Annotated in this window: 22 protein-coding genes; 13 read left to right on the plus strand and 9 right to left on the minus strand. The window is 74.2% G+C overall.

Annotated features, from left to right (window positions below; all coding sequences use genetic code 11):
- Positions 1-31 precede the first annotated feature (31 nt).
- Together ppdK and AB0E07_RS20795 are read right to left on the minus strand one after the other, a co-directional pair.
- The gene (ppdK, locus tag AB0E07_RS20790; protein WP_362253894.1) at positions 32-2722 is read right to left on the minus strand and encodes a pyruvate, phosphate dikinase; all 2691 of its coding nucleotides are present in this window, start codon (positions 2720-2722) and stop codon (positions 32-34) included.
- Positions 2719-3633, minus strand: a complete 915-nt coding sequence (locus tag AB0E07_RS20795) for a universal stress protein (RefSeq protein WP_362253897.1) — start codon at positions 3631-3633, stop codon at positions 2719-2721. Before AB0E07_RS20795 ends, ppdK begins: the two co-directional genes overlap by 4 nt.
- A 178-nt stretch (positions 3634-3811) precedes the next feature.
- Between AB0E07_RS20795 and AB0E07_RS20800 the strand changes: the two genes are divergently transcribed.
- The 12 genes from AB0E07_RS20800 (at position 3812) to hypE (ending at position 15130) form a co-directional block, all read left to right on the plus strand.
- Complete coding sequence (locus AB0E07_RS20800; protein ID WP_362253900.1) at positions 3812-4630, plus strand: universal stress protein; 819 nt, start codon at positions 3812-3814, stop codon at positions 4628-4630.
- A gap of 74 nt (positions 4631-4704) precedes the next feature.
- Positions 4705-5211 carry a hydrogenase maturation protease gene (locus tag AB0E07_RS20805; RefSeq protein ID WP_362253902.1) on the plus strand — a complete coding sequence of 169 codons (507 nt, stop codon included), beginning with the start codon at positions 4705-4707 and terminating at the stop codon, positions 5209-5211.
- Positions 5208-7493: a carbamoyltransferase HypF gene (gene hypF / locus AB0E07_RS20810; RefSeq protein WP_362253904.1), complete on the plus strand. Its 2286-nt coding sequence runs from the start codon at positions 5208-5210 to the stop codon at positions 7491-7493. Before AB0E07_RS20805 ends, hypF begins: the two co-directional genes overlap by 4 nt.
- Before the next feature lie 6 nt (positions 7494-7499).
- Complete coding sequence (locus AB0E07_RS20815; protein WP_362253907.1) at positions 7500-7832, plus strand: HypC/HybG/HupF family hydrogenase formation chaperone; 333 nt, start codon at positions 7500-7502, stop codon at positions 7830-7832.
- 33 nt (positions 7833-7865) lie between these two features.
- On the plus strand, positions 7866-9005 hold the full coding sequence (locus tag AB0E07_RS20820; RefSeq protein WP_362253910.1) for a 4Fe-4S dicluster domain-containing protein: 1140 nt from the start codon (positions 7866-7868) through the stop codon (positions 9003-9005).
- Positions 9006-9008: 3 nt separating this feature from the next.
- The gene (locus AB0E07_RS20825; protein ID WP_362253913.1) at positions 9009-9473 is read left to right on the plus strand and encodes a cyclic nucleotide-binding domain-containing protein; all 465 of its coding nucleotides are present in this window, start codon (positions 9009-9011) and stop codon (positions 9471-9473) included.
- Positions 9470-10276 carry an FAD/NAD(P)-binding protein gene (locus AB0E07_RS20830; protein ID WP_362253916.1) on the plus strand — a complete coding sequence of 269 codons (807 nt, stop codon included), beginning with the start codon at positions 9470-9472 and terminating at the stop codon, positions 10274-10276. The genes AB0E07_RS20825 and AB0E07_RS20830 overlap by 4 nt, the downstream gene beginning before the upstream one ends.
- The gene (locus AB0E07_RS20835) at positions 10276-11028 is read left to right on the plus strand and encodes an oxidoreductase (protein WP_362253918.1); all 753 of its coding nucleotides are present in this window, start codon (positions 10276-10278) and stop codon (positions 11026-11028) included. The genes AB0E07_RS20830 and AB0E07_RS20835 overlap by 1 nt, the downstream gene beginning before the upstream one ends.
- A complete protein-coding gene (locus tag AB0E07_RS20840; RefSeq protein WP_362253921.1) occupies positions 11025-12386 on the plus strand; it encodes a nickel-dependent hydrogenase large subunit in 1362 nt (453 codons plus the stop codon). The genes AB0E07_RS20835 and AB0E07_RS20840 overlap by 4 nt, the downstream gene beginning before the upstream one ends.
- Positions 12379-12999, plus strand: coding sequence for a CBS domain-containing protein (locus AB0E07_RS20845; RefSeq protein WP_362253924.1), 621 nt, complete (start codon positions 12379-12381; stop codon positions 12997-12999). The genes AB0E07_RS20840 and AB0E07_RS20845 overlap by 8 nt, the downstream gene beginning before the upstream one ends.
- On the plus strand, positions 12996-14099 hold the full coding sequence (gene hypD / locus AB0E07_RS20850; RefSeq protein ID WP_362253927.1) for a hydrogenase formation protein HypD: 1104 nt from the start codon (positions 12996-12998) through the stop codon (positions 14097-14099). The genes AB0E07_RS20845 and hypD overlap by 4 nt, the downstream gene beginning before the upstream one ends.
- Positions 14096-15130: a hydrogenase expression/formation protein HypE gene (gene hypE / locus AB0E07_RS20855; RefSeq protein ID WP_362253929.1), complete on the plus strand. Its 1035-nt coding sequence runs from the start codon at positions 14096-14098 to the stop codon at positions 15128-15130. Before hypD ends, hypE begins: the two co-directional genes overlap by 4 nt.
- Positions 15131-15201: 71 nt before the next feature.
- On the opposite strand, the gene AB0E07_RS20860 is transcribed toward hypE, so the two are convergent.
- The 4 genes from AB0E07_RS20860 to AB0E07_RS20875 form a co-directional block, all read right to left on the minus strand.
- Positions 15202-15699, minus strand: a complete 498-nt coding sequence (locus tag AB0E07_RS20860) for a flavodoxin domain-containing protein (protein WP_362253932.1) — start codon at positions 15697-15699, stop codon at positions 15202-15204.
- A gap of 16 nt (positions 15700-15715) precedes the next feature.
- The gene (locus tag AB0E07_RS20865; RefSeq protein WP_362253934.1) at positions 15716-16447 is read right to left on the minus strand and encodes a CBS domain-containing protein; all 732 of its coding nucleotides are present in this window, start codon (positions 16445-16447) and stop codon (positions 15716-15718) included.
- A gap of 14 nt (positions 16448-16461) precedes the next feature.
- Positions 16462-19155, minus strand: a complete 2694-nt coding sequence (locus AB0E07_RS20870; protein WP_362253936.1) for a GNAT family N-acetyltransferase — start codon at positions 19153-19155, stop codon at positions 16462-16464.
- Between the two features lie 185 nt (positions 19156-19340).
- Positions 19341-21722: a phosphoketolase family protein gene (locus AB0E07_RS20875; RefSeq protein WP_362253939.1), complete on the minus strand. Its 2382-nt coding sequence runs from the start codon at positions 21720-21722 to the stop codon at positions 19341-19343.
- Positions 21723-21796: 74 nt separating this feature from the next.
- Between AB0E07_RS20875 and ppk2 the strand changes: the two genes are divergently transcribed.
- Positions 21797-22600 carry a polyphosphate kinase 2 gene (ppk2, locus tag AB0E07_RS20880; protein WP_362253941.1) on the plus strand — a complete coding sequence of 268 codons (804 nt, stop codon included), beginning with the start codon at positions 21797-21799 and terminating at the stop codon, positions 22598-22600.
- Positions 22601-22605: 5 nt separating this feature from the next.
- Here ppk2 and AB0E07_RS20885 read toward each other — a convergent pair whose 3' ends face one another.
- From AB0E07_RS20885 to AB0E07_RS20895, 3 genes are read right to left on the minus strand one after another with little or no spacing between them, the layout of a single operon-like run.
- The gene (locus AB0E07_RS20885) at positions 22606-23484 is read right to left on the minus strand and encodes a universal stress protein (RefSeq protein WP_362253944.1); all 879 of its coding nucleotides are present in this window, start codon (positions 23482-23484) and stop codon (positions 22606-22608) included.
- Complete coding sequence (locus tag AB0E07_RS20890; protein WP_362253947.1) at positions 23481-24503, minus strand: zinc-dependent alcohol dehydrogenase; 1023 nt, start codon at positions 24501-24503, stop codon at positions 23481-23483. Before AB0E07_RS20890 ends, AB0E07_RS20885 begins: the two co-directional genes overlap by 4 nt.
- Before the next feature lie 39 nt (positions 24504-24542).
- Positions 24543-25448: a universal stress protein gene (locus AB0E07_RS20895; RefSeq protein WP_362253950.1), complete on the minus strand. Its 906-nt coding sequence runs from the start codon at positions 25446-25448 to the stop codon at positions 24543-24545.
- Positions 25449-25506 lie beyond the last annotated feature (58 nt).

Below are 25506 nucleotides of genomic sequence, written 5' to 3' on the forward strand. Positions count from 1 at the left end.
GCCGGGGGCTCCAAACCCGGGCCGAGCCGGGTCACCGACCGTCGCCGCCGTCGTCCTCCGCGTCGGCGAGGGCGGCCCGGCCGGCCTCCAGCCGGGCGGCCGGGACCCGGAAGGGCGAGCAGGAGACGTAGTCCAGGCCGGTCCGGTGGAAGAAGTGGATCGACTCCGGGTCACCGCCGTGCTCGCCGCAGACACCCGTCTCCAGCCCCGGCCGCACGGCCCGCCCGGCCTCGGTGGCCAGCTCCACCAGCCGTCCCACCCCCTCCTGGTCGATCGTCTCGAACGGTGACACCTCGAAGACGCCCTTCTCCAGGTACAGCGGGAAGAAGGACGCCTCGGCGTCGTCGCGGGACAGACCCCAGGTGGTCTGGGTGAGGTCGTTGGTACCGAAGGAGAAGAAGTCGGCGGCCCCGGCGATCCGCCCGGCGGTGAGCGCGGCCCGCGGCAGCTCGATCATGGTGCCGATCGGGCAGTCGAGGTCCGTCCCGGTCTCCGCCGCGACCTCGGCCAGCACCCGCTCCGTCTCCGCGCGGGCCAGCCGCAGCTCCTCGACGGTGCCGACCAGCGGGATCATGATCTCCGCCCGGGGCGTGCCGCCCGCCCGCAGTCGGGCGGTCGCGGCTTCGGCGACGGCCCGTACCTGCATGGCCATCAGGCCGGGCACGGCCAGCCCCAGCCGGACCCCGCGCAGGCCCAGCATCGGGTTCTGCTCGGCCGTCCGCTCGACGGCCGCGAGCAGGTCCCGGTCGTGCGGGTCGGGATCCTCGGCGGCGGCGAGGCGGACCGCGAGGTCGGTGCGGTCGGGCAGGAACTCGTGCAGGGGCGGGTCGAGCAGCCGGATGGTCACCGGGAAGCCGTCCATCGCCGCGAGGATCGCGGTGAAGTCGTCCCGTTGCAGCGGCAGCAGGGCGGCCAGCGCCCGTTCCCGCGCACGGTCGTCGCGGGCGAGGATCATCGCCTCCACCAGGGCCCGGCGCTCGCCGAGGAACATGTGCTCGGTCCGGCACAGTCCGATGCCCCGGGCGCCGAGTGCCCGCGCGCGGGCGGCGTCCTCCGGGGTGTCGGCGTTGGCGCGGACGTCGAGACGGCGTACCGAGTCGGCGTGCGCGAGAGCGGCCAGGACCGCCTCGGTGAGGGGGCCGGTGGAGGTGCCCGACTCCAGCGCGTCGCCCACGTCGGAGGCGGTGAGCGGGAGTTCGCCCCGGTGCACGGTGCCGGCGGTGCCGTCGACGGAGACGGTGTCGCCCTCCTCGACGACGGTTCCGTCCGGGGCGGTGAAGCGGCGGGCGGCGAGATCCACGGCGAGCGCCTCGGCACCGCACACGCAGACCTTGCCCATGCCGCGCGCGACCACGGCGGCGTGGCTGGTCTTGCCGCCACGGCTGGTGAGCACGGCCTCGGCGGCGATCATGCCGGGCAGGTCGTCCGGGGTGGTCTCACGGCGGACCAGGACCACGTGTTCCCCGGCTCCGGCGCGGCGTACCGCCTCGGCGGAATCGAAGACGGCGGCGCCGACGGCCGCGCCGGGCGAGGCGGGCACGCCCCGGGCGAGGGGCACGTCGTCCCCGGTGGCGGCGAAGCGGGGGAACATCAGCCGGGTCAGTCCGGCTCCGTCGACCCGTCGCAGGGCCTCGTCGGCGTCGAGCACACCTTCCGCGCGCAGATCGTGGGCGATCCGGAAGGCGGCCTCCGCGGTGCGCTTGCCGACGCGGGTCTGCAGGACCCACAGACGCCCGCGCTCCACGGTGAACTCGACGTCGCACAGGTCCCGGTAGTGCCCCTCCAGCGTGCGCAGATGAAGGCCGAGTTCGGCGTACGCGCGGGGGTCGAGCCGCTCCAGTTCGCTCAGCGGCAGCGCGTCCCGGACCCCGGCGACGACGTCCTCGCCCTGGGCGTCGGGCAGGTAGTCGCCGTACACGCCGCGTGCGCCGGTGGCGGGGTCGCGGGTGAAGGCGACCCCGGTGCCGGAGTCGGAACCCAGGTTGCCGAAGACCATCGCCTGGACGTTGACCGCGGTGCCGAGGTCCTCGGGGATGTGTTCGCGGTGCCGGTAGACGCGGGCCCGCTCGGTGTTCCAGGAGTCGAAGACGGCACGGACGGCGCGGGCCAGCTGGTCGGCGGGGTCCTGCGGGAACTCCTCGCCGGTCTCCTCGCGCACGATGGCCTTGAACTCCTCGGTGAGCAGGACGAGTTCACCGGTGTCCAGCTCGTGGTCGGTGGCGGCGTCCCGCCGTTGCCGGTGCTCGGCGATGGCCTGCTCGAAGAGGTCGCCGTCGACGCCCATCACGGTGTGGCCGAACATCTGGACGAGCCGGCGGTAGGAGTCCCAGGCGAACCGTTCCTGTCCGGACGCCTTCGCCAGCCCGCCGACGGAGTCGTCGTTCAGGCCGACGTCGAGGATCGTCTCCATCATGCCGGGCATGGAGAAGCGGGCACCCGAGCGCACGGACACCAGCAGCGGGTCCTCGGGCGCGCCCAGGGCGCGGCCCATGGCCTCCTCCAGCCGCACCAGGGCGCGGGCCGCCTCCACACCCAGCTCGTCGGGCTCCTCCCCGGTCGCCAGGTAGACCTTGCAGGCCTCCGTGGTGACGGTGAAGCCGGGCGGGACGGGCAGGCCGATCCTCGTCATCTCGGCGAGTCCGGCTCCCTTGCCGCCGAGCAGGCCGGCCATGTCCCGGCCGCCCTCGGCGAACTCGTACACGAACTTGATCGGCGCGGTCATGGTCGGTGGGCCTCTCCCTCGTGGGGGACGACGGCCACCGGGCAGCCGACGTGCTGGACGGCCGCGTGGGTGACGGGGCCGGAGCGCGGGACGGTGGGGCGTGCGCCGGCACGACGGCCGACGACGAGCAGGCCGGCCCCGGAAGAGGCCCGCACCAGCACGGACCGTGCGCTTCCCGCGGCGACCTTCTCGACGACCTCCACGTCCGGGAACTTGTCGCGCCACACCTGGAGCACGGCCGTCATGAAGCCGAGCCACTCGGCCGCCTGGCGCGGAGGGTCGGCCAGGCCGACCTCGCCAGGTCCGGGACCGAACGGCGAGGGCGGGTCCCAGGCGTGGACGACCCTGAGGCGGGCACCCCGCACCCGGGCCGCCTCGAAGCCGAAGGAGATCACCTCGTCGCAGGGGTCACCGAGGTCCAGGCCGAGGACTACGTCCCGGTGTCCGGTGCGGACCGAGGGCGTACCGTCGGGTGCCGCGAAGTGCTCGTCGGCGGCCTCCTCCCCCGCACGGACGAGGACGACCGGGCGGGCGGCACGTGCCACCACCGCGAGGGCGACGGAACCGACCAGGAACCCGGTGAACCCGCTCAGCCCCCGGGAGCCGAGGACGAGCAGTTCGGCCCCCTCGGAGGCGCGCACCAGCGCGCCGCTCGCGAGGCCCTCGACCTGCTCGGCCTCGACCGTGACCCCCGGGTTGGTGCGGCTGACGTGCTCCTCCGCCCGACGCAGGACCCTCCGGGCGAGATGGCGGTGCGCGGCCGCACGCTCGCCGTCCCGGCCGGGCCCCCGGCCTCGGGCGTGCACGAGACGCAGCGGCCGCTCACGGCGGATCGCCTCGCGTGCCGCCCACTGGGCAGCGGCGAGGCTTTCGGCGGAACCGTCGACTCCGGCGACGACGGGCAACAGCATGGCGCACACCTCCTGAGGTCGGACCGATCTCCTGTCCAGCTTCACCCCGGGAGCCGTGGCACCGCATGGGCCGCAGGGTGCCCGCCCGGGTCCGTTCGGCCCCTGTCCCGAGGGGCGGACCCGGACGGAGGCTGGAGCGGCCGGGAAACCCGGCTCCCCGGCCGGAAGGCAGCGGACCATGGAACGAATGATCATCACCGGTGTCGACGGCTCGGCCCGAAGCCGTACCGCCGCGGACTGGGCGGCGCGTGAGGCACTCTCGCGCGGCATCCCGCTGCGCGTCGTCCACGCGGCACCCCACGCCGTCGAGCGCTGGCCGTACCGGCCGGAGGCCGTGGTGGATCACGCCGTGGCCGAACTCGTGCGCCGGCACCCCGATCTCATGGTTCACGGGCGCGTGCTGACCGGGGCGCCGAAGGCCGAACTGCGCGCGGCCGGCGCCCGGGCCGAACTCCTCGTGACCGGTCTGCGCGGGGCCGGCACGCACACCGGAACGCCCGTCGGCACAACGGCGGCAGCCCTGGTCACCGACTCCGCGGGCCCGGTGGTCCTGGTGCCCGGCACGCTCGCCTCACCCGGACCGCAGCGCCGCCCCGCCGGTGTCGTCCTGGGCGTCGACGCACGTGACCCCGCGGGCGGCGCGCTCGACCTGGCCTTCGCGACGGCGCAGCGCCACGGCACCCGGCTGCGCGCGGTGCACACCTGGCGGCTGCCCGCGAGCCGTCCCTGTCTGCCCTGGCCGGTGCTCGAAGCGGACCGGGCCGCCTGGGAGGACCACGAGGTGGGGCTGCTGTCCGACGCGCTGCGGCCCTGGCGCGAGAAGTATCCCGAGGTCGAGGTCGTCGAGGACGTGCGCCTGCTCCCCACGGCCGAGGCGCTCGCCCACGCCTCCGCCCACGCGGAACTCGTGGTCGTGGGACGTCGCTCGGGCGGCACCGCCCTCGCGCTCCTGCGGCACGCCGAGGGCCCGGTCGCCATGGTGCCGACGGTGCCGTGAGGGGCGCTTCGGCCCCTGGACGGGGGTCCTTCGGCCCCTGTGGGGCGGGGCGGACCGGGCGCAGGGTGAGGACCATGAGCGGGACTGCACGGATCGCCGTGATCGGCGTCGGGAACGACTACCGACGCGACGACGGCGTGGGCTGGGAGGTGATCGCCCGGCTGCGGGAGCGTTCGGCTCGGCACCTCCTGCCGTCGGACACCGTACTGGCCACCTGTGACGGCGATCCCGCGCGGCTGATCGGGCTGTGGGAGGACGCCCGGCTGGCCGTCGTCGTGGACGCGGCCCACGCGCATCCCCCGGCCCCGGGCCGGGTGCACCGACTCACCCTCGACCCGGGGCTGCCGCCGGTGCCTTCGGCCACCAGCTCGCACGGACTGGGCCTGGGCGAGGCCGTGGAACTGGCACGGGTGCTCCGCCGGCTTCCACGACGCCTCGTCGTGTACGCCGTGGAGGGCGCCGACAGTGCGTTCGGCACCGGGCTGACGCCGGCCGTGGCGGCTGCCGTCGACGTGCTGGTGCGGGCCGTCGAGGAGGAGATCGCGCCGTACTGGGACGGCACGTCCGGGGAGCGGTCGTGAACGCGCGGCGCTTCCGGATCGACGGAGTCGTGCAAGGGGTCGGTTTCCGGCCCTTCGTCCACCGCACCGCGTCCGCGCTCGGTCTGGACGGCTGGGTGGCGAACGTCAACGGCCATGTGGAGGGCGAGGTCGCCGGGGAGCGGGACCGCGTCGAGGAGTTCGCCCAGCGGCTGAGGGCCGAGGCGCCCGCCCTCGCCCGCGTCCGCCGTGTCCTGTTCGAGGACGCCTCCGCGTTCCCGGCGGGCTCCGACGGTTTCGAGGTCCGCCCCAGCGCCCCCGGCCCGGCGGAGCCGGCCGTTCGCGAGATCCCGCCCGACACGGCCCTGTGCGCGGCCTGTCTGAGCGAGTTGCGCGACCCGCGCGACCGCCGCTTCCGCTACCCCTTCATCAACTGCACCGACTGCGGCCCGCGCGCCACGATCATCGAGGATCTGCCCTACGACCGCGCCCGGACCACCATGCGCCGCTTCCCGCTCTGCGCGCGGTGCGCCGACGAGTACGCCGACCCCGCCGACCGGCGCTTCCACGCCGAGCCCGTCGCCTGTCCCGTCTGCGGGCCCCGGCTCGCCTGGGCGGAGCTGCGCGGGGAGGACGCGCTGCGCGCCGCGGTGCGGACCGTCGACGAGGGCGGTGTCGTCGCGCTGAAGGGACTCGGGGGCTACCAACTGGTGTGCGACGCGGGTGATCCGAGGGCCGTGGCCCGGCTGCGCCTGCGCAAGCGCCGCCCGGCCAAACCGTTCGCGGTGATGGTGCCCGACCTGGCGGCAGCGGCCCGGCTGGCGTCGCTGGGCGCCACCGAGCGGCAGGCGCTGCTCTCCCCCGAGCGTCCGGTGGTGCTGCTCGCCCGCCGACGACGCGGCGGCGGCGCCGTGACCTCCGAGGTCGCTCCGGGCCTGCGCCGCCTCGGTCTGTTCCTGCCCACCACCGGCCTGCACCACCTGTTCCTCGACACGCTGGCCCGACCGCTCGTGGTCACCAGCGGGAACCGCGGCGACGAGCCGATCGCCGTGGACGACGACGAGGCACACGCGTCGCTGGCCGGGCTCGCGGACGGCTTCCTCACCCACGACCGGCCGATCCGGTCGCGGTACGACGACTCCGTGGTCCAGTTCGCCGGACGCGCCCGGATCACCGTCCGCCGGGCCCGCGGCCTCGCCCCCGCCGCCCTGCCGCTCGCCGTCCGCGAACCGGTCGCCGGCGCCGGAGCCCAGCTCAAGCACAGCTTCACCCTGGCCGGGGCCGGGCGGGCCGTGCTCGGACCGCACACCGGTGACCTGTCCGACGTACGGACCCACGAGGCCTTCCTGACGTCGTACGAGGGGCTGAAGCGGCTGAGCGGGATCGAGCCGGTGGCCGTGGCCCACGACCTGCACCCCGGCTACCTCTCCACGCAGTGGGCGAGGGCACAGCCGCTGCGCCTGGTCCCCGTGCAGCACCACCACGCGCACGTGGCCGCGTGCGCGGCGGAGCACGGGGTGCGGGGAGCGTTCCTCGGCGTCGCCTTCGACGGTCTCGGCCTCGGCGACGACGGCACCCTGTGGGGCGGCGAGATCCTCGTCGCCGATCTGTGCGGCTACCGCCGCGTCGGCAGATTCGCGACGGCGCCTCTGCCCGGAGGGGACGCGGCGGTACGCCATCCCTCCCGCACCGCGCTCGGGCACCTGCTGGGCGCCGAGCCACTGGGTTCGTCGCGCCCCTGCCCGTGGCTCACCCGGCCCTTCGTCGACCGCCTCGATCCCGATGAGGTGGCCGCCGTGCGCGCCATGGTGGCCCGGAACGTCAACTGCCCGAGGGCGTCCAGCGCCGGTCGGCTCTTCGACGCGGCGGCCGCGCTGCTCGGCCTCGCCGACCGGGTGAGCTACGAGGGCGAGGCGGCCGTCCTGGTGGAGGCGGCGGCGGGTGACACGCACGCGGTCCCCCTCGCCCACCGGCTCGTGCGGTCCCAGGGACTGTGGGTCTACGACTCCTCCGTCACCCTCGCCGATCTGCTGGACCGGCGGCTGGCCGGGGAGCCCGTGGCACACCTCGCGGCGGCCTTCCACCTGACCCTGGCCGTGGCCACGGCCGAGCTCGTCGAGCGCGCGGTGGCCGAGGGCGCGCCCCGGACGGTCTGCCTCGGCGGCGGGTGCTTCGTCAACCGGCGGCTGGTGACCGAGGTGCGGCGCCGGCTGCGGGCCCAGGGGCTGCGGGTCCTCGTCGGCGGCCAGGTGCCCGTCGGGGACGGCGGCATCAGCTACGGGCAGGCCGCAGTCGCGGCCGCCCGGCTGTCCGGAGAGAGGTGAGCGCGAATGTGCCTGGGCATTCCGGGGCGGATACTGGAGATTCACGACGACGCGGGGCTGCGGATGGCCACGGTCGACTTCGACGGGATCCGCCGCGAGGTCTGCCTGGACTGCACTCCGAGGGCCGGCGTCGGGACGTACGTCATCGTGCACGTCGGGTTCGCCATCACGGAGGTCGACGAGGCGGAGGCGCACCGGACGCTGGAGGTCCTGCGGGCCATGGCCGACGCCGTGGCGGGCGAGCTGGGGGAACCTCTGCCCCGGCGTCCCGAGGACGGTCGGCCCGAACACGGGGCCGGTCAGCCCCTGCCGTCCGACACACGCCCGGCCCGAAGCTGAGGGTTGAGGCGCACCCGTGCGAGGAGGTCCGCCATGACCGTCACCGCGGCCCCGGCCGTACTCGACCGCTCCGGTCTGAACGCCCTGGTCGCGGCGTTGCGGGCACAGGGGCAGACCGTCGTGGGACCGACCGTGAAGGACGGGGCGATCGTGCTGGCCGAGCTGGCCTCGGCCGACGAACTCCCCTTCGGCTGGGGTGTCGAGCTGGACGCCGGACGCTACCGGCTGGTCCGCCGGGAGGACGGAGCCGCCTTCGCGCACAGCGCGGGCCCGCAGTCCTGGAAGAACTTCCTCCACCCGGCCCGGGAGCGCGTGTGGAGCGCCGACCGCACCGCCTCGGAGGGGGTCGCCTACACCGCCGAGGACCCGGAGGTCCCGTCGTACGCCTTCCTCGGTGTCCGGCCCTGTGATCTGCGCGCCATCGCGATCCAGGACCGGGTGCTGACCGGCGGTCACTACGCGGACACCGGTTACGGGAAGCGGCGGGCCGGTGCCTTCCTGATCGCCGCGGAGTGCACCGAGCCGGGCGCCACCTGCTTCTGCGTCTCCACCGGCGGGGGGCCCGCCGCCGACCCCGGCTACGACCTGGCGCTCACCGAGATCGACGGCTCCTTCCTCGTGCGTGTCGGGTCCGACGCGGGCGCCGAACTGCTCGCCCGGGTGCCGCACCGGGCGGCGGACGAGGAGTCCGAGCACGCGGCCCGTACCGCCGTCGACGACGCCCGCGACCGGATGGGACGCGCGCTGCCCCCGGTCGACGTCCGGGAGCTGCTCGGTGCGAGTCCTGACGCCGAACGCTGGGACGAGGTCGCCGAGCGCTGCCTGACCTGCGGCAACTGCACCATGGTCTGCCCGACCTGCTTCTGCACCACCACCGAGGAGGTCAGCGACCTCACCGGTGACCACACCGAACGCTGGCAGCGCTGGGACTCCTGCTTCGACCTCGACTTCTCGAACCTGCACGGCGGCCCCGTGCGGGCCACGGCGCGCGGCCGGTACCGGCAGTGGCTGACCCACAAACTCTCCACCTGGTACGACCAGTTCGGCTCGTCCGGCTGCGTCGGCTGCGGGCGGTGCATCACCTGGTGCCCGGTCGGCATCGACATCACGGAGGAGGTCACCGCGCTCGCCGCGGAGGCCCGGGAGAGCACCGACCACGGAACGGAGACCTGAGCGATGGCCCCCTCGATCACCCTGCACGTCAACCACGCCCTGCCCGCCGAGGTCCGTGACCGGCTGCTGCGGGTGGGGCGCGAGGTGCACTTCCCGCAGGACAGGCGGCTGTTCAACGAGGGCGGGCGGGCCGACCGGTTCTGGATCGTCCGCGACGGCAGACTCGCCCTGGACCTGCACGTGCCCGGCCGCCGGGCGACGGTCGTCGAGACGCTCGGCGCGGGCGACCTCATCGGCTGGTCCTGGCTGTACGAGCCGCACGTGTGGCAGTTCGGCGCCCGGACCGTGACACCGGTGCGGGCCTACGAGTTCGACGCGGTCGCGGTACGGCTGATGTGCCTGGACGACAGCGAGTTCGGGCGGGCGGTCGAGCACTGGGTGGGCCGGGTGCTGTCGCACCGGCTGCGCGCGGCCCGCACCCGCCTCCTCGACCTGTACGGCCCGGACGGCGGGGGAAGCATCCCATGACGGACGTACCGGTGCCCTACCGGGTGGTCGCCCGCACACCGGAGACCACCGACACGGTGACGCTGCGGCTGGAGCCGGCCGGCCCGCCGCTGGCGGACTTCGCGCCCGGACAGTTCGCGATGGTGCACTGCTTCGGGCGGGGCGAGATCCCGCTCTCCGCGAGCTCCGTGCAGTCCACCGGCGGTCTCGCGCACACGGTCCGCGCGGTCGGTGCCGTCTCGGCGGGCATCCGGGACGCCCGGGTGGCCGACGTGCTGGGCCTGCGCGGGCCCTACGGCACCGGTTGGGAGCTGGAGCGGGCCCGCAGGCGGGACCTGGTGGTAATCGCGGGCGGGATCGGGCTGGCGCCGCTGCGGCCCCTGATCCTGCGCGCGCTCGCCGAGCCGGAGGCGTACGGGCGGGTCAACGTGCTCGTCGGCGCGCGCACCCCGGCCGATCTCGTCGCGCGTGCGGAGATCGAGGGCTGGCCGACCGCCCGCACCGGGGTGACCGTCGACCGGCCCGACGACTCCTGGCGCGGCGACGTAGGTCTGGTGACCGATCTGCTGGACCGGGCGGAGTTCGTGCCCGGCGACGCCTCGGCGTTCCTGTGCGGGCCGGAGCCGATGATCCGGGCCACCGCCCGCGAACTGGCCGCGCGCGGCCTGCCGCCGGACCGGATCAGGGTCTCGCTGGAGCGCAACATGCGCTGTGCGACCGGCCACTGCGGGCACTGCCAGCTCGGCCCGCTGCTGCTGTGCCGGGACGGACCGGTCGTGGACTGGGAACGTGCGGCGTTCCCCCTGTCGGTCAGGGAGTTGTGATGACACCCACGCTCGCCGTGTTCAAGCTGGCCTCCTGCGACGGCTGCCAGCTCACCCTGCTGGACTGCGAGGACGAACTCCTCGCGCTGGCCGAGCAGGTGGAGATCGTCCACTTCCTGGAGGCGTCCAGCGCGGTCGAACCGGGGCCCTACGACCTGTCCCTGGTCGAGGGTTCGGTCACCACGGCCGAGGACGCCGAACGGATCCGCGCGATCCGGGCCGCCTCCCGCCACCTGGTGACGATCGGGGCGTGCGCCACGGCAGGCGGCATCCAGGCACTGCGCAACTACGCCGACGTCGACGAGTACCGGCGCGCGGTCTACGCCCGGCCCGAGTACATCGCGACGCTGGCCACCTCCACCCCTGTCTCCGACCATGTGGACGTCGACTTCGAACTGCGCGGCTGCCCCGTCGACCGGCGGCAGCTCATCGAGGTGATCACCGCGTTCCTCGCCGGGCGCAGGCCCGACGTGCCGAACCACAGCGTCTGCTTCGAGTGCAAGCGGCGCGGAACGGTCTGTGTCACCGTCGCCCGCGGGATCCCGTGCCTGGGTCCCGTCACCCACGCGGGCTGCGGCGCCCTGTGCCCCGCGTACGGGCGGGGCTGCTACGGCTGCTTCGGCCCGTCCGGGTCGGTGAACATGCGGGCGATGATCCCGCTGCTGCGCCGCGACGGCATGGACGACGACGCCGTGGAGCGGTTCCTGCGCACCTTTAACGCGCCCGCCTTCGAGAGGGAGTGGGAGCGGTGACGCATCGCGGCTCGCGGGTGCTGCACGTCGGCTCACTGACCCGGGTCGAGGGTGAGGGCGCGCTGCGTCTCGGGGTGCGCGACGGCACGGTCACCGAGGCGCGGCTGGAGATCTACGAACCGCCGCGCTTCTTCGAGGCGTTGCTGCGCGGACGCTCCTACACCGAGCCGCCGGACATCACCGCCCGGGTGTGCGGGATCTGCCCGGTCGCCTACCAGATGAGCGCCTGCGCGGCGATCGAGGACGCGTGCGGGGTGCGCGTCCCTGCGGCGATCCGGGATCTGCGGCGGCTGCTGTACTGCGGCGAGTGGATCGAGAGCCAGGCCCTCCACATCCATCTGCTGCACGCACCCGACTTCCTGGGCAGCGCGGGCGCGATCGAGCTGGCCCGGACGCACCGGGCCGAGGTGGAACGGGGGCTCCGGCTCAAGAAGGCGGGCAACGCGCTGATGGAGCTGCTCGGCGGCCGGGCGGTGCACCCGGTCAACGTCCGCCTCGGCGGATTCCACCGAACCCCGTCCCGCGGCGAACTCCGGTCGCTGTCCCAGGCGTTGAAGGTCGCCCTGGACGACGCCTGGCAGACCGTGCGCTGGGTGTCCGGCTTCGACTTCCCCGAAGCGCGTATCGACGCCGACCTGCTGGCCCTGGCCGCACCCGGCACCTACGCGATCGAGAGCGGCACGCCGACGGTGCTGCGCCCCGACGGCACCCGGCACTCCTTCCCCGTACGGGACTTCACCCGGCGCGTCACCGAGACCCAGGTACCTCACTCCACCGCGTTGCACTCCGCACTCGACGGGCGGACCCATCTGACCGGCTCCCTCGCCCGGTTCGCGATCGGCGGGGCACAGCTGTCCCCGGTCGCGCGGGAGGCGGCCGTGGAGGCCGGTCTGGGGGACCCCCGGGCCGGTGCCGTGTGCCGCAACCCGTTCCGCTCCATCCTGGTGCGGGCCGTGGAGACGGTGTACGCCGTCACGGAGGCACAGCGACTCATCGACGCCTACGAGCCGCCCGAGCGGCCGTACATCGAGGTCCCGCCGGTCGCGGGGGTCGGGCACGGTGCCACCGAGGCCCCGCGCGGGGTCCTCTACCACCGCTACGAACTCACCGCGGACGGGACGGTGGCCGGCGCCGTGCTGGTTCCTCCCACCGCGCAGAACCAGGGGGCGATCGAGGCCGACCTGCGCCGGCTGGCCCAGCAAGCGCTCAGCGAAGGCGACCTGGCCGACGCCGAGTTGACGCATCTGTGCGAGCGGGCGATCCGCAACCACGATCCGTGCATCTCGTGCTCCACCCATTTCCTCGACCTGACGGTCGTCAGGACGCAGGGCCCGAACCCGGGAGGCAGCGATGTCTGAATCTCCGCACCGTGTGAGCGACGTGATGACGCACACCGTCGTCGCCGTGGGCAGGGAGGCGCCTTTCAAGGAGGTCGTCGAACTGCTCGACCAGTGGAAGGTCAGCGCGGTCCCCGTGCTGGCCGGGGAGGGCCGCGTGGTCGGGGTGGTCTCCGAGGCGGACCTGCTGCGCAAGGAGGAGTTCCGCGACTCCGACGAGGGCGACCCCGTCGAGCGGGCGAAGGCGGGCGCGGTGACCGCGGGCGAGCTGATGAGTGCTCCCGCGGTGACCGTGCACGCGGACGCCACCCTCGGTGAGGCGGCCCGGATCATGGCCCGACGGCACGTCAAGCGGCTGCCGGTGGTGGACTCCGTCGGTCTGTTGCAGGGCGTGGTCAGCCGGAGCGACCTGCTGAAGGTCTTCCTGCGCGACGACGAGGAGATCGCGGAGGAGATCCGCGGCAGCGTCCTCGGGCGGCTGCCGTTCACCACCCCGCTGACGGTCTCGGTGACCGAGGGCGTGGTCACCCTCGGCGGCACCCTGCCCGACCGGACGCTCTTGCCCATGCTGGCCAGGGCGGTGCGGTCGGTGGAGGGCGTCGTGGACATCCGGCTGGACCTGGCCCCACGATGAAGTACCTCGACGAGTACCGCGATCCCGTACTGGCCCGGCGGCTGCTGGACGAGCTGCGGCGCGCCGCCGCACACCCCTGGCGGATCATGGAGGTGTGCGGGGGCCAGACGCACACCCTGGTCCGGCAGGGCATCGACGAACTGCTGCCGGCCGGGATGCGGATGATCCACGGTCCGGGCTGCCCCGTGTGCGTCACCCCGCTGGAGACCCTGGACCGGGCCCTGGCGATCGCCGCCCGCCCCGAGGTGACCCTCACCAGCTTCGGGGACATGCTGCGCGTGCCGGGCACCCGCACCGACCTGCTGTCCCTGCGGGCGCGCGGCGCCGACATCCGGGTGGTGTACGCCCCGATGGACGCCGTGCGGCTGGCCGCGGAGCGTCCGGACCGCGAGGTGGTGTTCCTCGCCGTCGGCTTCGAGACCACCGCTCCGGCGAACGCGACGGCGGTCCTGCACGCGGCCCGGTTGGGGCTGACGAACTTCTCCGTGCTGGTCAGCCATGTCCTGGTGCCGCCCGCGATGAAGGCCCTGCTGGACGACCCGGACTGCGAGGTGCAGGCGTTCCTGGCGGCGGGGCACGTGTGCGCGGTGATGGGCTGGCGCGAGTACGAACCGATCGCCGCCCGCCACCGGGTGCCGATCGTGGTCACCGGGTTCGAGCCGCTGGACCTGCTGGAGGGCATCCTCATGGCGGTACGACAGCTGGAGTCGGGCCGTCACACGGTGGAGAACCAGTACGCGCGGGCCGTGCGCCGCTCGGGCAACACCGAGGCCCAGGACGCGGTCCGCGAGGTCTTCCGCGTCGCCGACCGGTCCTGGCGCGGGATCGGGGAGCTGCCCGGCAGCGGCCTGGAACTCGCCGGGCGCTACCGCCGGTTCGACGCGGCCCGCCGCTTCGAGGTGGGCGGGCTCCGCCCCGCGGAGGACCCCGAGTGCATCGCGGGAGCGATCCTCACCGGCGCCCGGCTGCCCACCGACTGCTCCGCCTACGGCACCCGTTGCACCCCCCGCCACCCCCTCGGTGCGCCGATGGTGTCGGCCGAGGGCACCTGCGCCGCCTTCCACGCGGCCGGGCGAGTCCCCGCGAGGAGCACGCCATGACGCTCGGCTGTCCCGGCCCGTACCACGAGGACGAGGTCGTCCTGCTCGGCCACGGCGCCGGGGGACGCCTGACCGCGGAGCTGCTCGACCGGTTGGTCCTGCCCGCCCTCGGGGTTGGGGGCGGGCCCCTGGAGGACGCGGCGCTGCTGCCCGGTCACCCGGACCTGGTGATCAGCACCGACAGTTTCGTCGTGAGTCCGTTGTTCTTCCCGGGTGGCGACATCGGCTCGCTCGCGGTGCACGGCACGGTCAACGACCTGGCCATGCGCGGGGCGTGGCCGCTGGCGCTGTCGGTCTCACTCATCGTGGAGGAGGGGCTGCCCCTGGCCGAACTCCGTTCCGTCACGCAGTCGTTGGGCAAGGCCGCGCAGGCGGCCGGAGTGCCGGTGGTCACCGGGGACACCAAGGTCGTCGGGCGGGGAGCGGCCGACCGGCTGTTCGTCAACACCACCGGCGTCGGGCGGCGGCATCCCCTGCTGCGCCCCTCCGCCGCGCTCGCCCGGCCCGGGGACGCCGTGCTGCTGTCCGGCCCGGTCGGGCTGCACGGCACGACCGTGCTCAGCACCCGCGACGGCCTGGGTTTCGACACCGACATCGCCTCGGACTCCCGCCCCCTGCACCAGCTCGTGGCCGGCCTGGCACCGCTCGGGGAGGCGGTGCGTGTGCTGCGCGACCCGACTCGGGGCGGGCTCGCGGCGGCCCTCAACGAGATCGCCCGCGACTCGTCGGTCGCGGTGGAGATCGAGGAGGCCGCCGTGCCCGTGCCGCGGGCCGTCGCCTCCGCCTGCGACCTGCTCGGCCTGGACCCGCTGGTCGTCGCCAACGAGGGCTGTCTGGTCGCCTTCGTCGCGGCGGGATCGGCCGATGCCGCGCTGGCGGCGCTGCGCTCGCGGCCCGAGGGACGGTCGGCCGTGCGGATCGGCACCGTACTGGCAAAGGGGCCGGGCGGCCGGGTGACGGTGCGGACCCTGGTCGGTGCCCTCCGCATCGTGGAGATGCCGCTGGGCGAGCAACTGCCGAGGATCTGCTGAACGGTCGCGCCGCGCACCCGGGCCGACCCGGCAGCGGGGCGCCGGACCCGCGTCCGGCGCCCCTGGCGTGCTCAGACCTTGGCCAGGTCCCGGGCGACGCCCGCCGCCCACGCCTCGATCCGGTCGAAGTCGCGGAAGTCGCCGCCCTTTCCGCTGCGCAGGATCATCTTGGCGATCCGCCCCTTGGCGCCCTCCTCCAGGCAGCCGCCGAAGGTCACATGACCGCGGGCGTCCAGGCGGATCATGGCGCGCCGCAGTCCGGCGACGGGCGGGATGTCCCGCTCGCCCGCCGACGGGTCCAGCGGGCCGCTGCTGAACAGCCACAGCGGGCGCTCGGCGAGGGCGGCCCGGTGCCGGCGCAGGAAGCGCCGGGCGTCCTTGTGCCAGCGTCCGGCGTACAGTCCACCGCCGACCACGACGGCGTCGTACTCCGTGACGCGGGCGACCTCGGCGGCCGGGCGTGCCTCGGCGGCGCAGCCCTCCTCGCGCAGGGCCGAGGCCACGGCCTCGGCGATCCGGGCGGTCGATCCGTTCGTCGTCCCGTAGGCGACCAGCACCTTCTCGGTCATGACGGTCCGCCTCCTCTCACAGCCGGCGCAGCCAGTCGTCGGCGACGCCGTGCAGGGCCTGTTGGTCGGGCTGGAGCCGGGAGTCGTCCAGCCGGTGGGTCAGGTGGTCGACGACGGCGACCACTCCGTCGATCTGCCGGGTCATGGAGACGGCGATCTCCTTCTCGCTCCTGCGCTCCAGTTGTCCGCTGAGGGTGACCACGCCCTCGGTGACCGAGACGTCCACGGCCCGCGGGCTCAGCCACAGCGCCTTCACGAGCACCTCGTCGACGACCGCGGCCCGGATCCCGGCGTCGGGGCGCAGGAAGACGGAGAGCAGGTCCCGCCGGGAGACGATGCCGACGAGCCGGTTCTCCTCGTCCAGTACGGGCAGTCGCCGCACGCCGTGCCGGGTCATGGTCCGGGCCGCCTCGACGATGGTGTCCTCGGCGTGCACGGTGACGGCCGGATGCGTCATGAGCCGGCCGGCGGTGCGGGCCTCGGCCTTGGCGGCCCGAGTGCGGCCGCGACCGGTCAGGGAGGCGAACCAGGCGTGCTTCGCCGGCTCGTACGGGTCGGGCGTCGCGGCCTGCCGCAGCAACAGGTCCGTCTCGGAGACGACTCCGAGGACCTGTTCGTCCTCGTCGACCACGGGCAGTCCGCCGACGCGGTGCTCGGCCAGCAGCCTGGCCACTTCCTTGAACGGGGTTCCGTACTCGGCGCGGACGACCTCCGTGGTCATCACGGAGCCGACCTTGTCGTGCCTCATGTGCGTTCCCTCCCTCAGCGGAGCCTGCGCAGATAGGGGTCCTGGGGCCTGCGGGGCAGCAGGCGAACGCGCGCGTCGAGCGCCGTGACGCCGCCCGGTGTGGCGAGGACGGGGTTGAGGTCCGCCTCGGCGAGCTGCGGCAGATCGCTCGCCATCCGGGACAGTCGCAGCAGCAGACTCTCCAGAGCGGCGAGGTCCACGGGCCCGCCGCCGTCCGCTCCGAACAGCAGCGGGGCGCAGCGCGGGGCGGTGATCAGATCGTGCACGTCGTGGTCGGTGAGCGGGGCGAGGCGGGCCGCGTGGTCGGCGAGCACCTCGGTGGCGGTGCCGCCGAGCCCGAACAGGACCAGGGGTCCGAACACCTCGTCCTGGACGACGCCGGCGAAGAGTTCGGTGCCGCGCGGGGCGAGCGGCTGGACGATCACCCCGGTGAGGAGGTTCCCGAAGCGGGTGTCGAGGTCACGGAACGCGGCGCGCACCTGCTGGTCACCGCGGAGATCGAGGTGGACGGCGTGCTGGGCGCTCTTGTGCAGCAGGCCAGGCCAGTGGCCCTTGAGGACGACCCGTCCGTCGGCGCCGCGCAACCGGTCGGCGGCGAGCACGGCGTCGTCCTCGGACTCGGCCCAGGCCCAGGGCAGTTGCGGGATGCCGTAGCAGTCGAGGAGTTCGGCGACCACGCGGGGCTCGGGCCAGCCGCCGCTGGGGTGGGCGGTGAGATAGGCGTCGACCACGGCGCGGGCCCGCGCCGTCTCGACGCCGTCCAGGTCGGGGACGGTCCCGACGGGCCGGGACAGCCAGGCCGCGCGGCGGGCGGCGTGGGCCAGGGCACGGGCCGCGGCCTGCGGTTCGGCGTAGGCGGGGACCGTGCCGCCGCCCTCGGCGGGCAGGAGTCGCATGGGCAGTGCCTGTTCCAGCCGTACCGCGACGACCGGCTTGGGCCGTGGTCCGGGGGCCCGGGTGAGGGCCCGGATCAGGTCGTCGCCGGTCGCCGCGGCGACGGCGGTGGGCACCAGGGCGACCAGGACGGCGTCGATGCCGCCGTAGCGCGTGATCCGGTCGACGCACGCGGTGAGCTGTTCCTCGGAGACGGCGGCGGTGGCGTCGACGGGGTTGCCGACGGCGGCCCCCTCCGGAAGCAGCGCCAGCAGGTCCTCGGCGAGATCGGGGGTGGGCGTGGGCAGGACGAGCCCGGACTCGGCGCAGGCGTCGGCCGCGAGGACCCCGGCGCCGCCCGCGTTGGTGACGACGGCGACGCGGGTGCCGGCGGGCAGCGGCTGGGAGTGCAGGAGCGCGGCGGCTTCGAGGAGTTCGCCGCAGGATTCGGTGGCGGTGATGCCGGCCTGGGTGAACAGGGCGCCCCGGGTCATGGTGCGGGTGGCCGCCGCCGCGGTGTGGGAGGCGGCGGCACGGCGGCCGGCGTCGGTGCGGCCGGCGTCCACGGTGAGCACGGGCATGCGGCGGGTGACGCGGCGGGCGGTGCGGGAGAAGGCGCGCGGGTTGCCGAAGGACTCCAGGTGGAGCAGGACCAGGTCGGTGCGGCCGTCGCTCTCCCACCACTGGAGCAGGTCGTTGCCGCTGACGTCGTACTTGTCGCCGAGCGAGGCGAAGGAGGACACGCCGATACCGAGCCGGGACAGGCCGTCGAGCAGGGCGATGCCGACGCCCCCGGACTGGACGGCGACTCCCGCGGTGCCGGGGTCGGGGCGGTCCGCGGCGAAGGTGGCGTCGAGCCGGTGGGCGGGATCGGTGTTGCTGACGCCGAGGCAGTTGGGTCCGACCAGGCGCATGCCGTGGCCGCGGCAGGCGGTCAGCAGCGCCTCGGACTGTTCCGCGTCCAGTCCCGCGGTCACCACCAGGAGGGCTCGTACGCCCGCCTTCCCGCACTGCTCGGCGATGTCGGGGACCTGGGCGGCGGGCACCGCGACGACGGCGAGGTCGACGGTGGCGGGAACGGCGCCCACGGCCGGGTACGACGGCACGCCGAGGATCGCCTGCGCCCCGGGGTTCACCGCGAACAGGCGGCCGGTGAAGCCGCCGGAGTGCAGTTGGTGGAGGACCGCGCGGCCGACGGAACCCGGTGTGCGTCCGGCGCCGATCACGACGACCGTGCGGGGCCGCAGCAGGGGGCCGAGGCTGGCGACGTCGGCGGCCCGGCCGCGTTCCTCCACGGCCGAGAGGTAGGTGTCGCTCGCATCGAGGGCGATCTCGCAGCGCACCTCGGGGCCCTCGAAGCGGCGTGTGGTGCGCAGCCCGAGGTCGGCGAAGAGCCGCAGCACCTCGTGGTTCTCGCTGAGGGCGTCCGCGGTGAAGGAGGTGATGCCGTCGGCGCGGGCGGCCGAGACCAGGTGCTCCAGCAGCAGGGTGCCGACGCCCCGGTGGTGCAGTCCGTCGGCGACGGCGACGGCCAGCTCCGCGGAGTGCGCGGATCCGGCCGTGTCGTACTCGGCGATCCCGATGACGCGCCCGGCGGTCTCGGCGAGCAGCGCCCGGCGGCCGGGCCGGTCCGCCGCGCAGGCCCGGTCGGCGGCCGGCCCCGCGGAGGCGCGGCCCGCGGTGAAGAACCGCAGCCGCAGGTTCTCCGGGGACATCTCCTCGTACAGCCCCCGCACCTGGTCGTGGTCGGACCGCCGCACCGGACGGATACGGACCGTGGTGCCGTCCGCGAGCAGTGCGTGCACCTGGGGCCGGCCGAGCGCGTCGTCTGTCATCGCGGATCTCCTTGTCGTCTTCCCGTCTCCTTCGAGGGTCCGGCGATTCACCGCGCGGTCCCATGGGCTGTCCGGGCGCGACCGTGGGGCCGGTCGGCCCCCTCCGGCCGGGCGGGTGGCCGGACGCACCGGACCCGCCCGGCCGGGAAGGCGGCCGGGCGGGTCCGTGGTCCCTCGTGGAGCCGTCAGGCGTTCCAGCTCCACTCCGCGATCTCCGGCAGGTCCGTGCCGTGCTCACGGATCCAGGCATGGTGGCGGGTGCGGGCGTCGGCCATGTCCTGGCGCACGGCGGCGGCGCGGACCGCGAGGCCGGGGACGCGGTCGATGACGTCCATGACCAGCCGGTAGCGGTCGAGGTCGTTGCGGACGACCATGTCGAACGGTGTCGTGGTGGTCCCGGACTCCTTGTAGCCGCGTACGTGCAGGTTGTGGTGGCCGGTGCGGCGGTAGGCGAGCCGGTGGATGAGCCACGGGTAGCCGTGGTAGGCGAAGATCACCGGCTTGTCGGCGGTGAACAGACCGTCGTACTCGAAGTCGGCCATGCCGTGCGGGTGTTCCCCGCTCGGCATCAGCCGGGCGATGTCGACGACGTTGACGACCCGCACGGCCAGCTCGGGCAGGTGGCGGCGGAGCAGCTGGGCGGCGGCCAGCACCTCCTGGGTGGGCACGTCGCCCGCGCAGGCCAGCACGACATCGGGTTCGCCGCCGTTCTCGCTGCCCGCCCAGTCCCAGATGCCGGCGCCGCGGGCGCAGTGGGCGCGGGCGGCGTCCATGGACAGCCAGTCGAAGCAGGGCTGCTTCCCGGCCACCACGACGTTGACGTAGTCACGGCTGCGCAGCGCGTGGTCGGCCACGGAGAGCAGGGTGTTGGCGTCCGGCGGGAAGTACACCCGGACCACCTCGGGGCTCTTGTTCAGGACGTGGTCGACGAAGCCGGGGTCCTGGTGCGAGAAGCCGTTGTGGTCCTGACGCCACACGTGCGAGGTGAGCAGGTAGTTGAGGGAGGCGACGGGCGCCCGCCACGGCAGTTCCCGGGAGGTCTTCAGCCACTTGATGTGCTGGTTGACCATCGAGTCGACGATGTGCACGAACGCCTCGTAGCAGGAGAACAGGCCGTGCCGGCCGGTGAGGAGGTAGCCCTCCAGCCAGCCCTGGCAGGTGTGTTCGGAGAGGATCTCCAGCACCCGGCCGTGCCGGTCGAGGTGCTCGTCGACCGGGAGGATCTCGGCCTGCCACGCCTTGCCGCTGCCGTCGAAGACCGCCTGGAGCCGGTTGGAGGCGGTCTCGTCGGGGCCGACGACCCGGAAGTCGCGGCGGTCTTGGGTGTCCCGGACGACCTGGGCGAGGAGGTCGCCGAGGACCCGGGTGGGTTCGTGCAGGGTCGTGCCGGGTTTGTCCACCGGCACCGCGAACCGGTCGAGGGAGTCGATCGGCAGCTCCCTGACCAGCAGTCCGCCGTTGGCGTGCGGGGTGGAGCCCAGGCGGCGGGCGCCCCGGGGAAGACAGGCGAGAACGTCCGGAACCGGTCGCCCGTCGGCGTCGAACAGTTCTTCGGGCCGGTACGAGCGCAGCCACTGCTCCAGCTGCCGCAGGTGCTCCGGGTTCTCGCGGACCCCGGCGAGGGGGACCTGGTGGGCGCGCCAGGTGCCTTCCACGGGCACACCGTCGACCTCGGCGGGGCCGGTCCAGCCCTTGGGGGTGCGCAGCACGATCACCGGCCAGCGCGGGCGTTCGGTGGCGCCCTCCGCACGTGCGGCGCGCTGGAAGCGGGCGATGCGGTCCAGGGCGGTGTCGAGGGCGCCGGCCATGGCCCGGTGGACGGCGGCCGGGTCGTCACCGCTGACGTGCAGCGGCTCGTGGCCGTAGCCGCGCAGCAGCTCGTCCAGCTCGGCCTCGGGCAGCCGGGCGAGCACGGTCGGGTTGGCGATCTTGTAGCCGTTGAGGTGCAGGACGGGCAGGACCGCGCCGTCGTGCACCGGGTCGAGGAACTTGTTGGAGTGCCAGGAGGCGGCGAGCGGGCCGGTCTCCGCCTCGCCGTCGCCGATCACGCAGGCGACGACCAGGCCGGGGTTGTCGAAGGCGGCGCCGTAGGCGTGGGAGAGGGCGTAGCCCAGCTCGCCGCCCTCGTGGACGGAGCCGGGCGTCTCGGGCGCCACGTGGCTGGGCACCCCGCCGGGGAAGGAGAACTGCCGGAACAGCCGCCGCATGCCCTCGGCGTCGCGGCCGATGTCGGGGTAGGTCTCGCTGTAGCTGCCCTCCAGCCAGGAGTTGGCGACCACGGAGGGCCCGCCGTGCCCGGGGCCCCACACGCACAGGGCGTCCAGGCCGCGTGCCGCGATGACCCGGTTGAGGTGGGTGTACACGAGGTTCAGGCCGGGCGAGGTGCCCCAGTGGCCGAGCAGCCTGGGCTTGATGTGCTCGGGGCGCAGGGGTTCGCGCAGCAGGGGGTTGGCGAGCAGGTAGATCTGGCCCGCCGCCAGGTAGTTGGCGGCGCGCCAGTGGGCGTCCAGGGTGCGCAGTTCGTCGTCGGTCAGTACGGTGCTGTTCTGATGTTCGACCTCGGGCATGGGTGACTCCTGGATCGTCGGTGGCGTCTTCGTCGGGGTCGTCAACAGGTGTTCTTCGGGCGGTGGGAGGCGGCGTGACCGGCAGCAAGGCGGAGAAGGTGCCGCGCAGGGCGTACGAGAGGGAACTGCTGCGTCTTCAGACGGAACTGGTGCAGCTTCAGGAGTGGGTGCGCGCCGAGGGCGCCCGACTCGTCGTCATCTTCGAGGGGCGGGACGCGGCGGGCAAGGGCGGCACCATCAAACGAGTCACCGAGCATCTCAACCCGCGCGTCGCACGGATCACCGCGCTGCCCAAGCCCACCGAGCGGGAGCGCACGCAGTGGTACTTCCAGCGGTACGTGGAGCATCTGCCGGCGGCCGGGGAGATCGTGCTGTTCGACCGCAGCTGGTACAACCGGGCCGGCGTGGAGCATGTGATGGGCTTCTGCACCAAGGCGGAGTACCAGCTTTTCCTGCGTCAATGCCCCCTCTTCGAGCGGATGCTCGTGGAGGACGGGATCCTGCTGCGCAAGTACTGGTTCTCGGTCAGTGACGCCGAGCAGCAGGACCGGTTCCGGCGCCGTCTGGAGGATCCGCTGCGGCGCTGGAAGCTGTCGCCGATGGACCTGGAGTCCATCACCCGCTGGGAGAGGTACTCCCGGGCCAAGGACGAGATGCTCGTGCACACCGACATCGGTGAGGCACCGTGGTACGTCGTCGAGAGCGACGACAAGCGGCGGGCGAGGCTGAACATGATCGCTCACCTGCTGGGCTCGGTGCCGTACCAGGACGTCCCCCCGCCCGTGCTGGAGTTGCCGGAGCGGCCGGCTCCGACCGGTTACGAGCGCCCGCCGCGCGATCTGCAGAACTACGTCCCGGATCACGCGGCGAGCCTTTAGGGGATTCACGTCCGCTGCGGTACGACGACCACCGGACAGGCCGAGTGATGCAGGACCGTGTGCGCGACCCGGCCCGGTGGGAGCCCTGCGCGGCCCGCGGGGCGCCGGGCCCCGACGACGAGGAGGTCGGCCCAGTGCGAGGCGTCCACCAGCGCCCGCCGGGCGGTGCCCTCGACGGTCCGGCGGATCAGCTTCACGTCGGGCGGTGTCTCGCGCAGCGCCTCGTCCAGCGCCCTCTCGGCCCGTTCCTCGTGCGCCCTCGCCGTGGCCTCGACCGACCCGGGAAGGTCCCCGCGCTCGCGCGCGGGGCGGCGCCAGGCGCGCACGACCTCCAGGGGGACTCCCCGACGGCGGGCCTCGGCGTACGCGAAGCGCAGCGTCCCGGGGTGTTCGGCACCGTCGCCGAGACCGACGACGACCTTGCCGTGCACGGGGGGTGTGACCTGGTTGTCGTGGCTGCCGCGGAGCACCACGACGGGGCACTCGGCGTGCGCGGCGACCGTCAGGCTCACCGATCCGAGCAGCAGCTCGGCCATGCCGCCGCGGCCCCGTGTGCCCACGACCACGGCCGCGGCACCGCGGCCGGCCTCCGTCAGGGCCCGCCCGGGTGACTCGAAGGCGACCGTGGAGGCGACCTCCAGCCCGGGCTGCCGGGCGTGTGCGCGCCGGGTCGCGGCGCCCACGACGTCCTGGGGGGCAGATGGTCCGGCCCGGCCGGTGTCCTGGGCGGGCGTGGCGTCCTCGTGGCGCTCCGACGGGCAGGCGTGGACCAGCCTCAGCTGCACCCCGCGCAAGTGGGCCTCGTCGGCCGCCCAGTCCACCGCGCGCAGGCTCGCCTCGGAACCGTCGACGCCGACGACCAGGTGACGCTCCCCGGCGTTCACCGTCCCGCGCCGAGGTCGAAGACGATCCGGGCCGGCACCCTGCCGTGCAGCACGTCGTCGATGGAGTCGTTGACGGAGCCGAGCGGCCGGGTCTCGCGGATGACCCGGGTGCGGCCGGCCGCGTGCAGCCGGAAGACCTCGGCGAGGTCCTGCCGGGTACCGACGATGGACCCGATCACCGAGGTGCCGTTGAGGACGGTGTCGAAGATCGGGACCTGGACCGTGCCGTGGGCCGGCATGGCGACCATGACCAGCTTCCCGCCGCGCCGGAGCCCGGCGTTGACGGCGGCGAAGGCGTCCTCGTTCACGGCGAGGGCGATGGCGGCGTGGGCGCCGCCGTGCCGCTTCAGGGCCTGCGCCACGTTCTCCTTGCGGGCGTCGATGACGAGGTCGGCGCCCAGCTCGGCGGCGAGTTCCAGCTTCTCGTCGGTGACGTCGATCGCCGCGACGGAGGCGCCGGCGATCTTCGCGTACTGGACGGCCAGATGGCCGAGCCCGCCCACGCCGGAGACGGCGACGAGCTGCGCGGGCCGGACTCCCGCGACCTTGAGGGCCTTGTACGTGGTGACGCCCGCGCAGGTCAGCGGCGCCGCGTCGACGGGGTCGACGCCCGGCGGGACGGGCTGCGCGAAGTCGGCCCAGGCGAGCATCTTCTCCGCGTAGCCGCCGTCGCAGCCGTAGCCGGTGTTGATCTGCTGCTCGCACAGGGTCTCCCAGCCGGACAGGCAGTGCTCGCACCGCCCGCAGGCCCGGCCGAGCCACGGCACGGCGACCCGCTCGCCCACGGTCAGGTGGGTGACCCCGTCGCCGAGTGCCTCGACGAGGCCGACGCCCTCGTGGCCCGGCACGAACGGTGGGTTCGGCTTGACGGGCCAGTCGCCGCGGGCGGCGTGGATGTCGGTGTGGCACAGCCCGGACGCCTCGACCCTGACCCGGACCTGTCCGGGGCCCGGCTCGGGGTCGGGGCGCTCCTCGATGACGAGGGGCTCACCGAAGGCTCGTACGACGGCTGCCTTCATTGCTGCTGCTCCTTGAACCTTGGCCTTGGGGTGGGTCGGTCAGTCGTGCGCGACGACGGCGACGGGGGCGGCGGAGTGGTGCAGGACGGCGTGGGCGACGGTGCCGATGTGGGCGCCGAAGGGGCTGCGGCGGATGCGGCGGCCGATCACCACCAGCGACGCCTCGCGCGCGGCGTCCACCAGCCGGACGCCGGGGCTGCCGGCGGGGACCTCCTCGACGACCTCGACGTCCGGGTACTTCTCCCGCCAGGGCCTCAGGACCTCGGCGAGCGCGGCCGCCTGCTGCGCGACGAGTTCGTCGTGCAGCTGGAGGTCGGCGGTGAGGCCGTAAACGTAGTACGGCGGAAGGTTCCAGCCGTGCAGGACGCGCAGGGCGGTGCCCCTCCTGGCGGCCGCCTCGAAGGCGAACTCGATGACGTCGGGATGCGGCTGGGCGGCGTCGAGACCGAGCAGGACGGGCAGGTAGGGCGTGGCGGCCGACGGGATGCCCGCGAGGTCCGGGCGGTGTTCGTCGGCGGCCTGCTCCCCGGCGCGCACCAGGACGACGGGGCGTGTGGTGTGGGCGACGACGGACAGGCCGACGGAGCCGACCATGAAGCCGCGGATGCCGCTCAGGCCGCGGGAGCCGAGGACCAGCAGGTCCGCGTCCTCGGCCGCCTCGACGAGGGCGTCCGCGGGCGTCCCGTCGAGCTGCTGGGTGGTCACCTCGACTCCGGGGTGGCGCAGGCGCAGTCCCTCGGCGGCCTCGCGCGGGATCCGCTCGCTCCAGTGTTGGTGCGTCTCGACGCCGAGCAGGGGCGCCTGGGCCAGGGGGTCCGGCACCGGCTCCCAGACGTGGACGATCTTCAGCGGCAGGTCGAGCAGTTTGGCCTCGCGGGCCGCCCATTCAGCGGCGGCCCGGCTCTCGGGGGAACCGTCGAGACCTGCGACGACAGTGCGGACCATGGTGATGCCTCCTGAGGGTTGGACCTGTTCCCAGCGTGCGTGGGGCAGGGGGTGGCGG

The organism is Streptomyces sp. NPDC048002 (genome assembly GCF_040653275.1).
Classification (GTDB): Bacteria; Actinomycetota; Actinomycetes; order Streptomycetales; family Streptomycetaceae; genus Streptomyces.

Bases quoted from the DNA above. Each gene is read 5' to 3' on its own strand.
- AB0E07_RS20865 (WP_362253934.1), bottom strand. From the start codon at position 16,447: ATGAGGCACGACAAGGTCGGCTCCGTGATGACCACGGAGGTCGTCCGC.
- AB0E07_RS20795 (WP_362253897.1), bottom strand. From the start codon at position 3,633: ATGCTGTTGCCCGTCGTCGCCGGAGTCGACGGTTCCGCCGAAAGCCTC.
- AB0E07_RS20875 (WP_362253939.1), bottom strand. From the start codon at position 21,722: ATGCCCGAGGTCGAACATCAGAACAGCACCGTACTGACCGACGACGAA.
- AB0E07_RS20825 (WP_362253913.1), top strand. From the start codon at position 9,009: ATGGCCCCCTCGATCACCCTGCACGTCAACCACGCCCTGCCCGCCGAG.
- AB0E07_RS20805 (WP_362253902.1), top strand. From the start codon at position 4,705: ATGAGCGGGACTGCACGGATCGCCGTGATCGGCGTCGGGAACGACTAC.
- AB0E07_RS20830 (WP_362253916.1), top strand. From the start codon at position 9,470: ATGACGGACGTACCGGTGCCCTACCGGGTGGTCGCCCGCACACCGGAG.
- AB0E07_RS20800 (WP_362253900.1), top strand. From the start codon at position 3,812: ATGGAACGAATGATCATCACCGGTGTCGACGGCTCGGCCCGAAGCCGT.
- AB0E07_RS20895 (WP_362253950.1), bottom strand. From the start codon at position 25,448: ATGGTCCGCACTGTCGTCGCAGGTCTCGACGGTTCCCCCGAGAGCCGG.
- hypD (WP_362253927.1), top strand. From the start codon at position 12,996: ATGAAGTACCTCGACGAGTACCGCGATCCCGTACTGGCCCGGCGGCTG.
- AB0E07_RS20860 (WP_362253932.1), bottom strand. From the start codon at position 15,699: ATGACCGAGAAGGTGCTGGTCGCCTACGGGACGACGAACGGATCGACC.
- AB0E07_RS20815 (WP_362253907.1), top strand. From the start codon at position 7,500: ATGTGCCTGGGCATTCCGGGGCGGATACTGGAGATTCACGACGACGCG.
- AB0E07_RS20845 (WP_362253924.1), top strand. From the start codon at position 12,379: ATGTCTGAATCTCCGCACCGTGTGAGCGACGTGATGACGCACACCGTC.
- AB0E07_RS20870 (WP_362253936.1), bottom strand. From the start codon at position 19,155: ATGACAGACGACGCGCTCGGCCGGCCCCAGGTGCACGCACTGCTCGCG.
- hypE (WP_362253929.1), top strand. From the start codon at position 14,096: ATGACGCTCGGCTGTCCCGGCCCGTACCACGAGGACGAGGTCGTCCTG.
- AB0E07_RS20835 (WP_362253918.1), top strand. From the start codon at position 10,276: ATGACACCCACGCTCGCCGTGTTCAAGCTGGCCTCCTGCGACGGCTGC.
- ppdK (WP_362253894.1), bottom strand. From the start codon at position 2,722: ATGACCGCGCCGATCAAGTTCGTGTACGAGTTCGCCGAGGGCGGCCGG.
- AB0E07_RS20890 (WP_362253947.1), bottom strand. From the start codon at position 24,503: ATGAAGGCAGCCGTCGTACGAGCCTTCGGTGAGCCCCTCGTCATCGAG.
- AB0E07_RS20820 (WP_362253910.1), top strand. From the start codon at position 7,866: ATGACCGTCACCGCGGCCCCGGCCGTACTCGACCGCTCCGGTCTGAAC.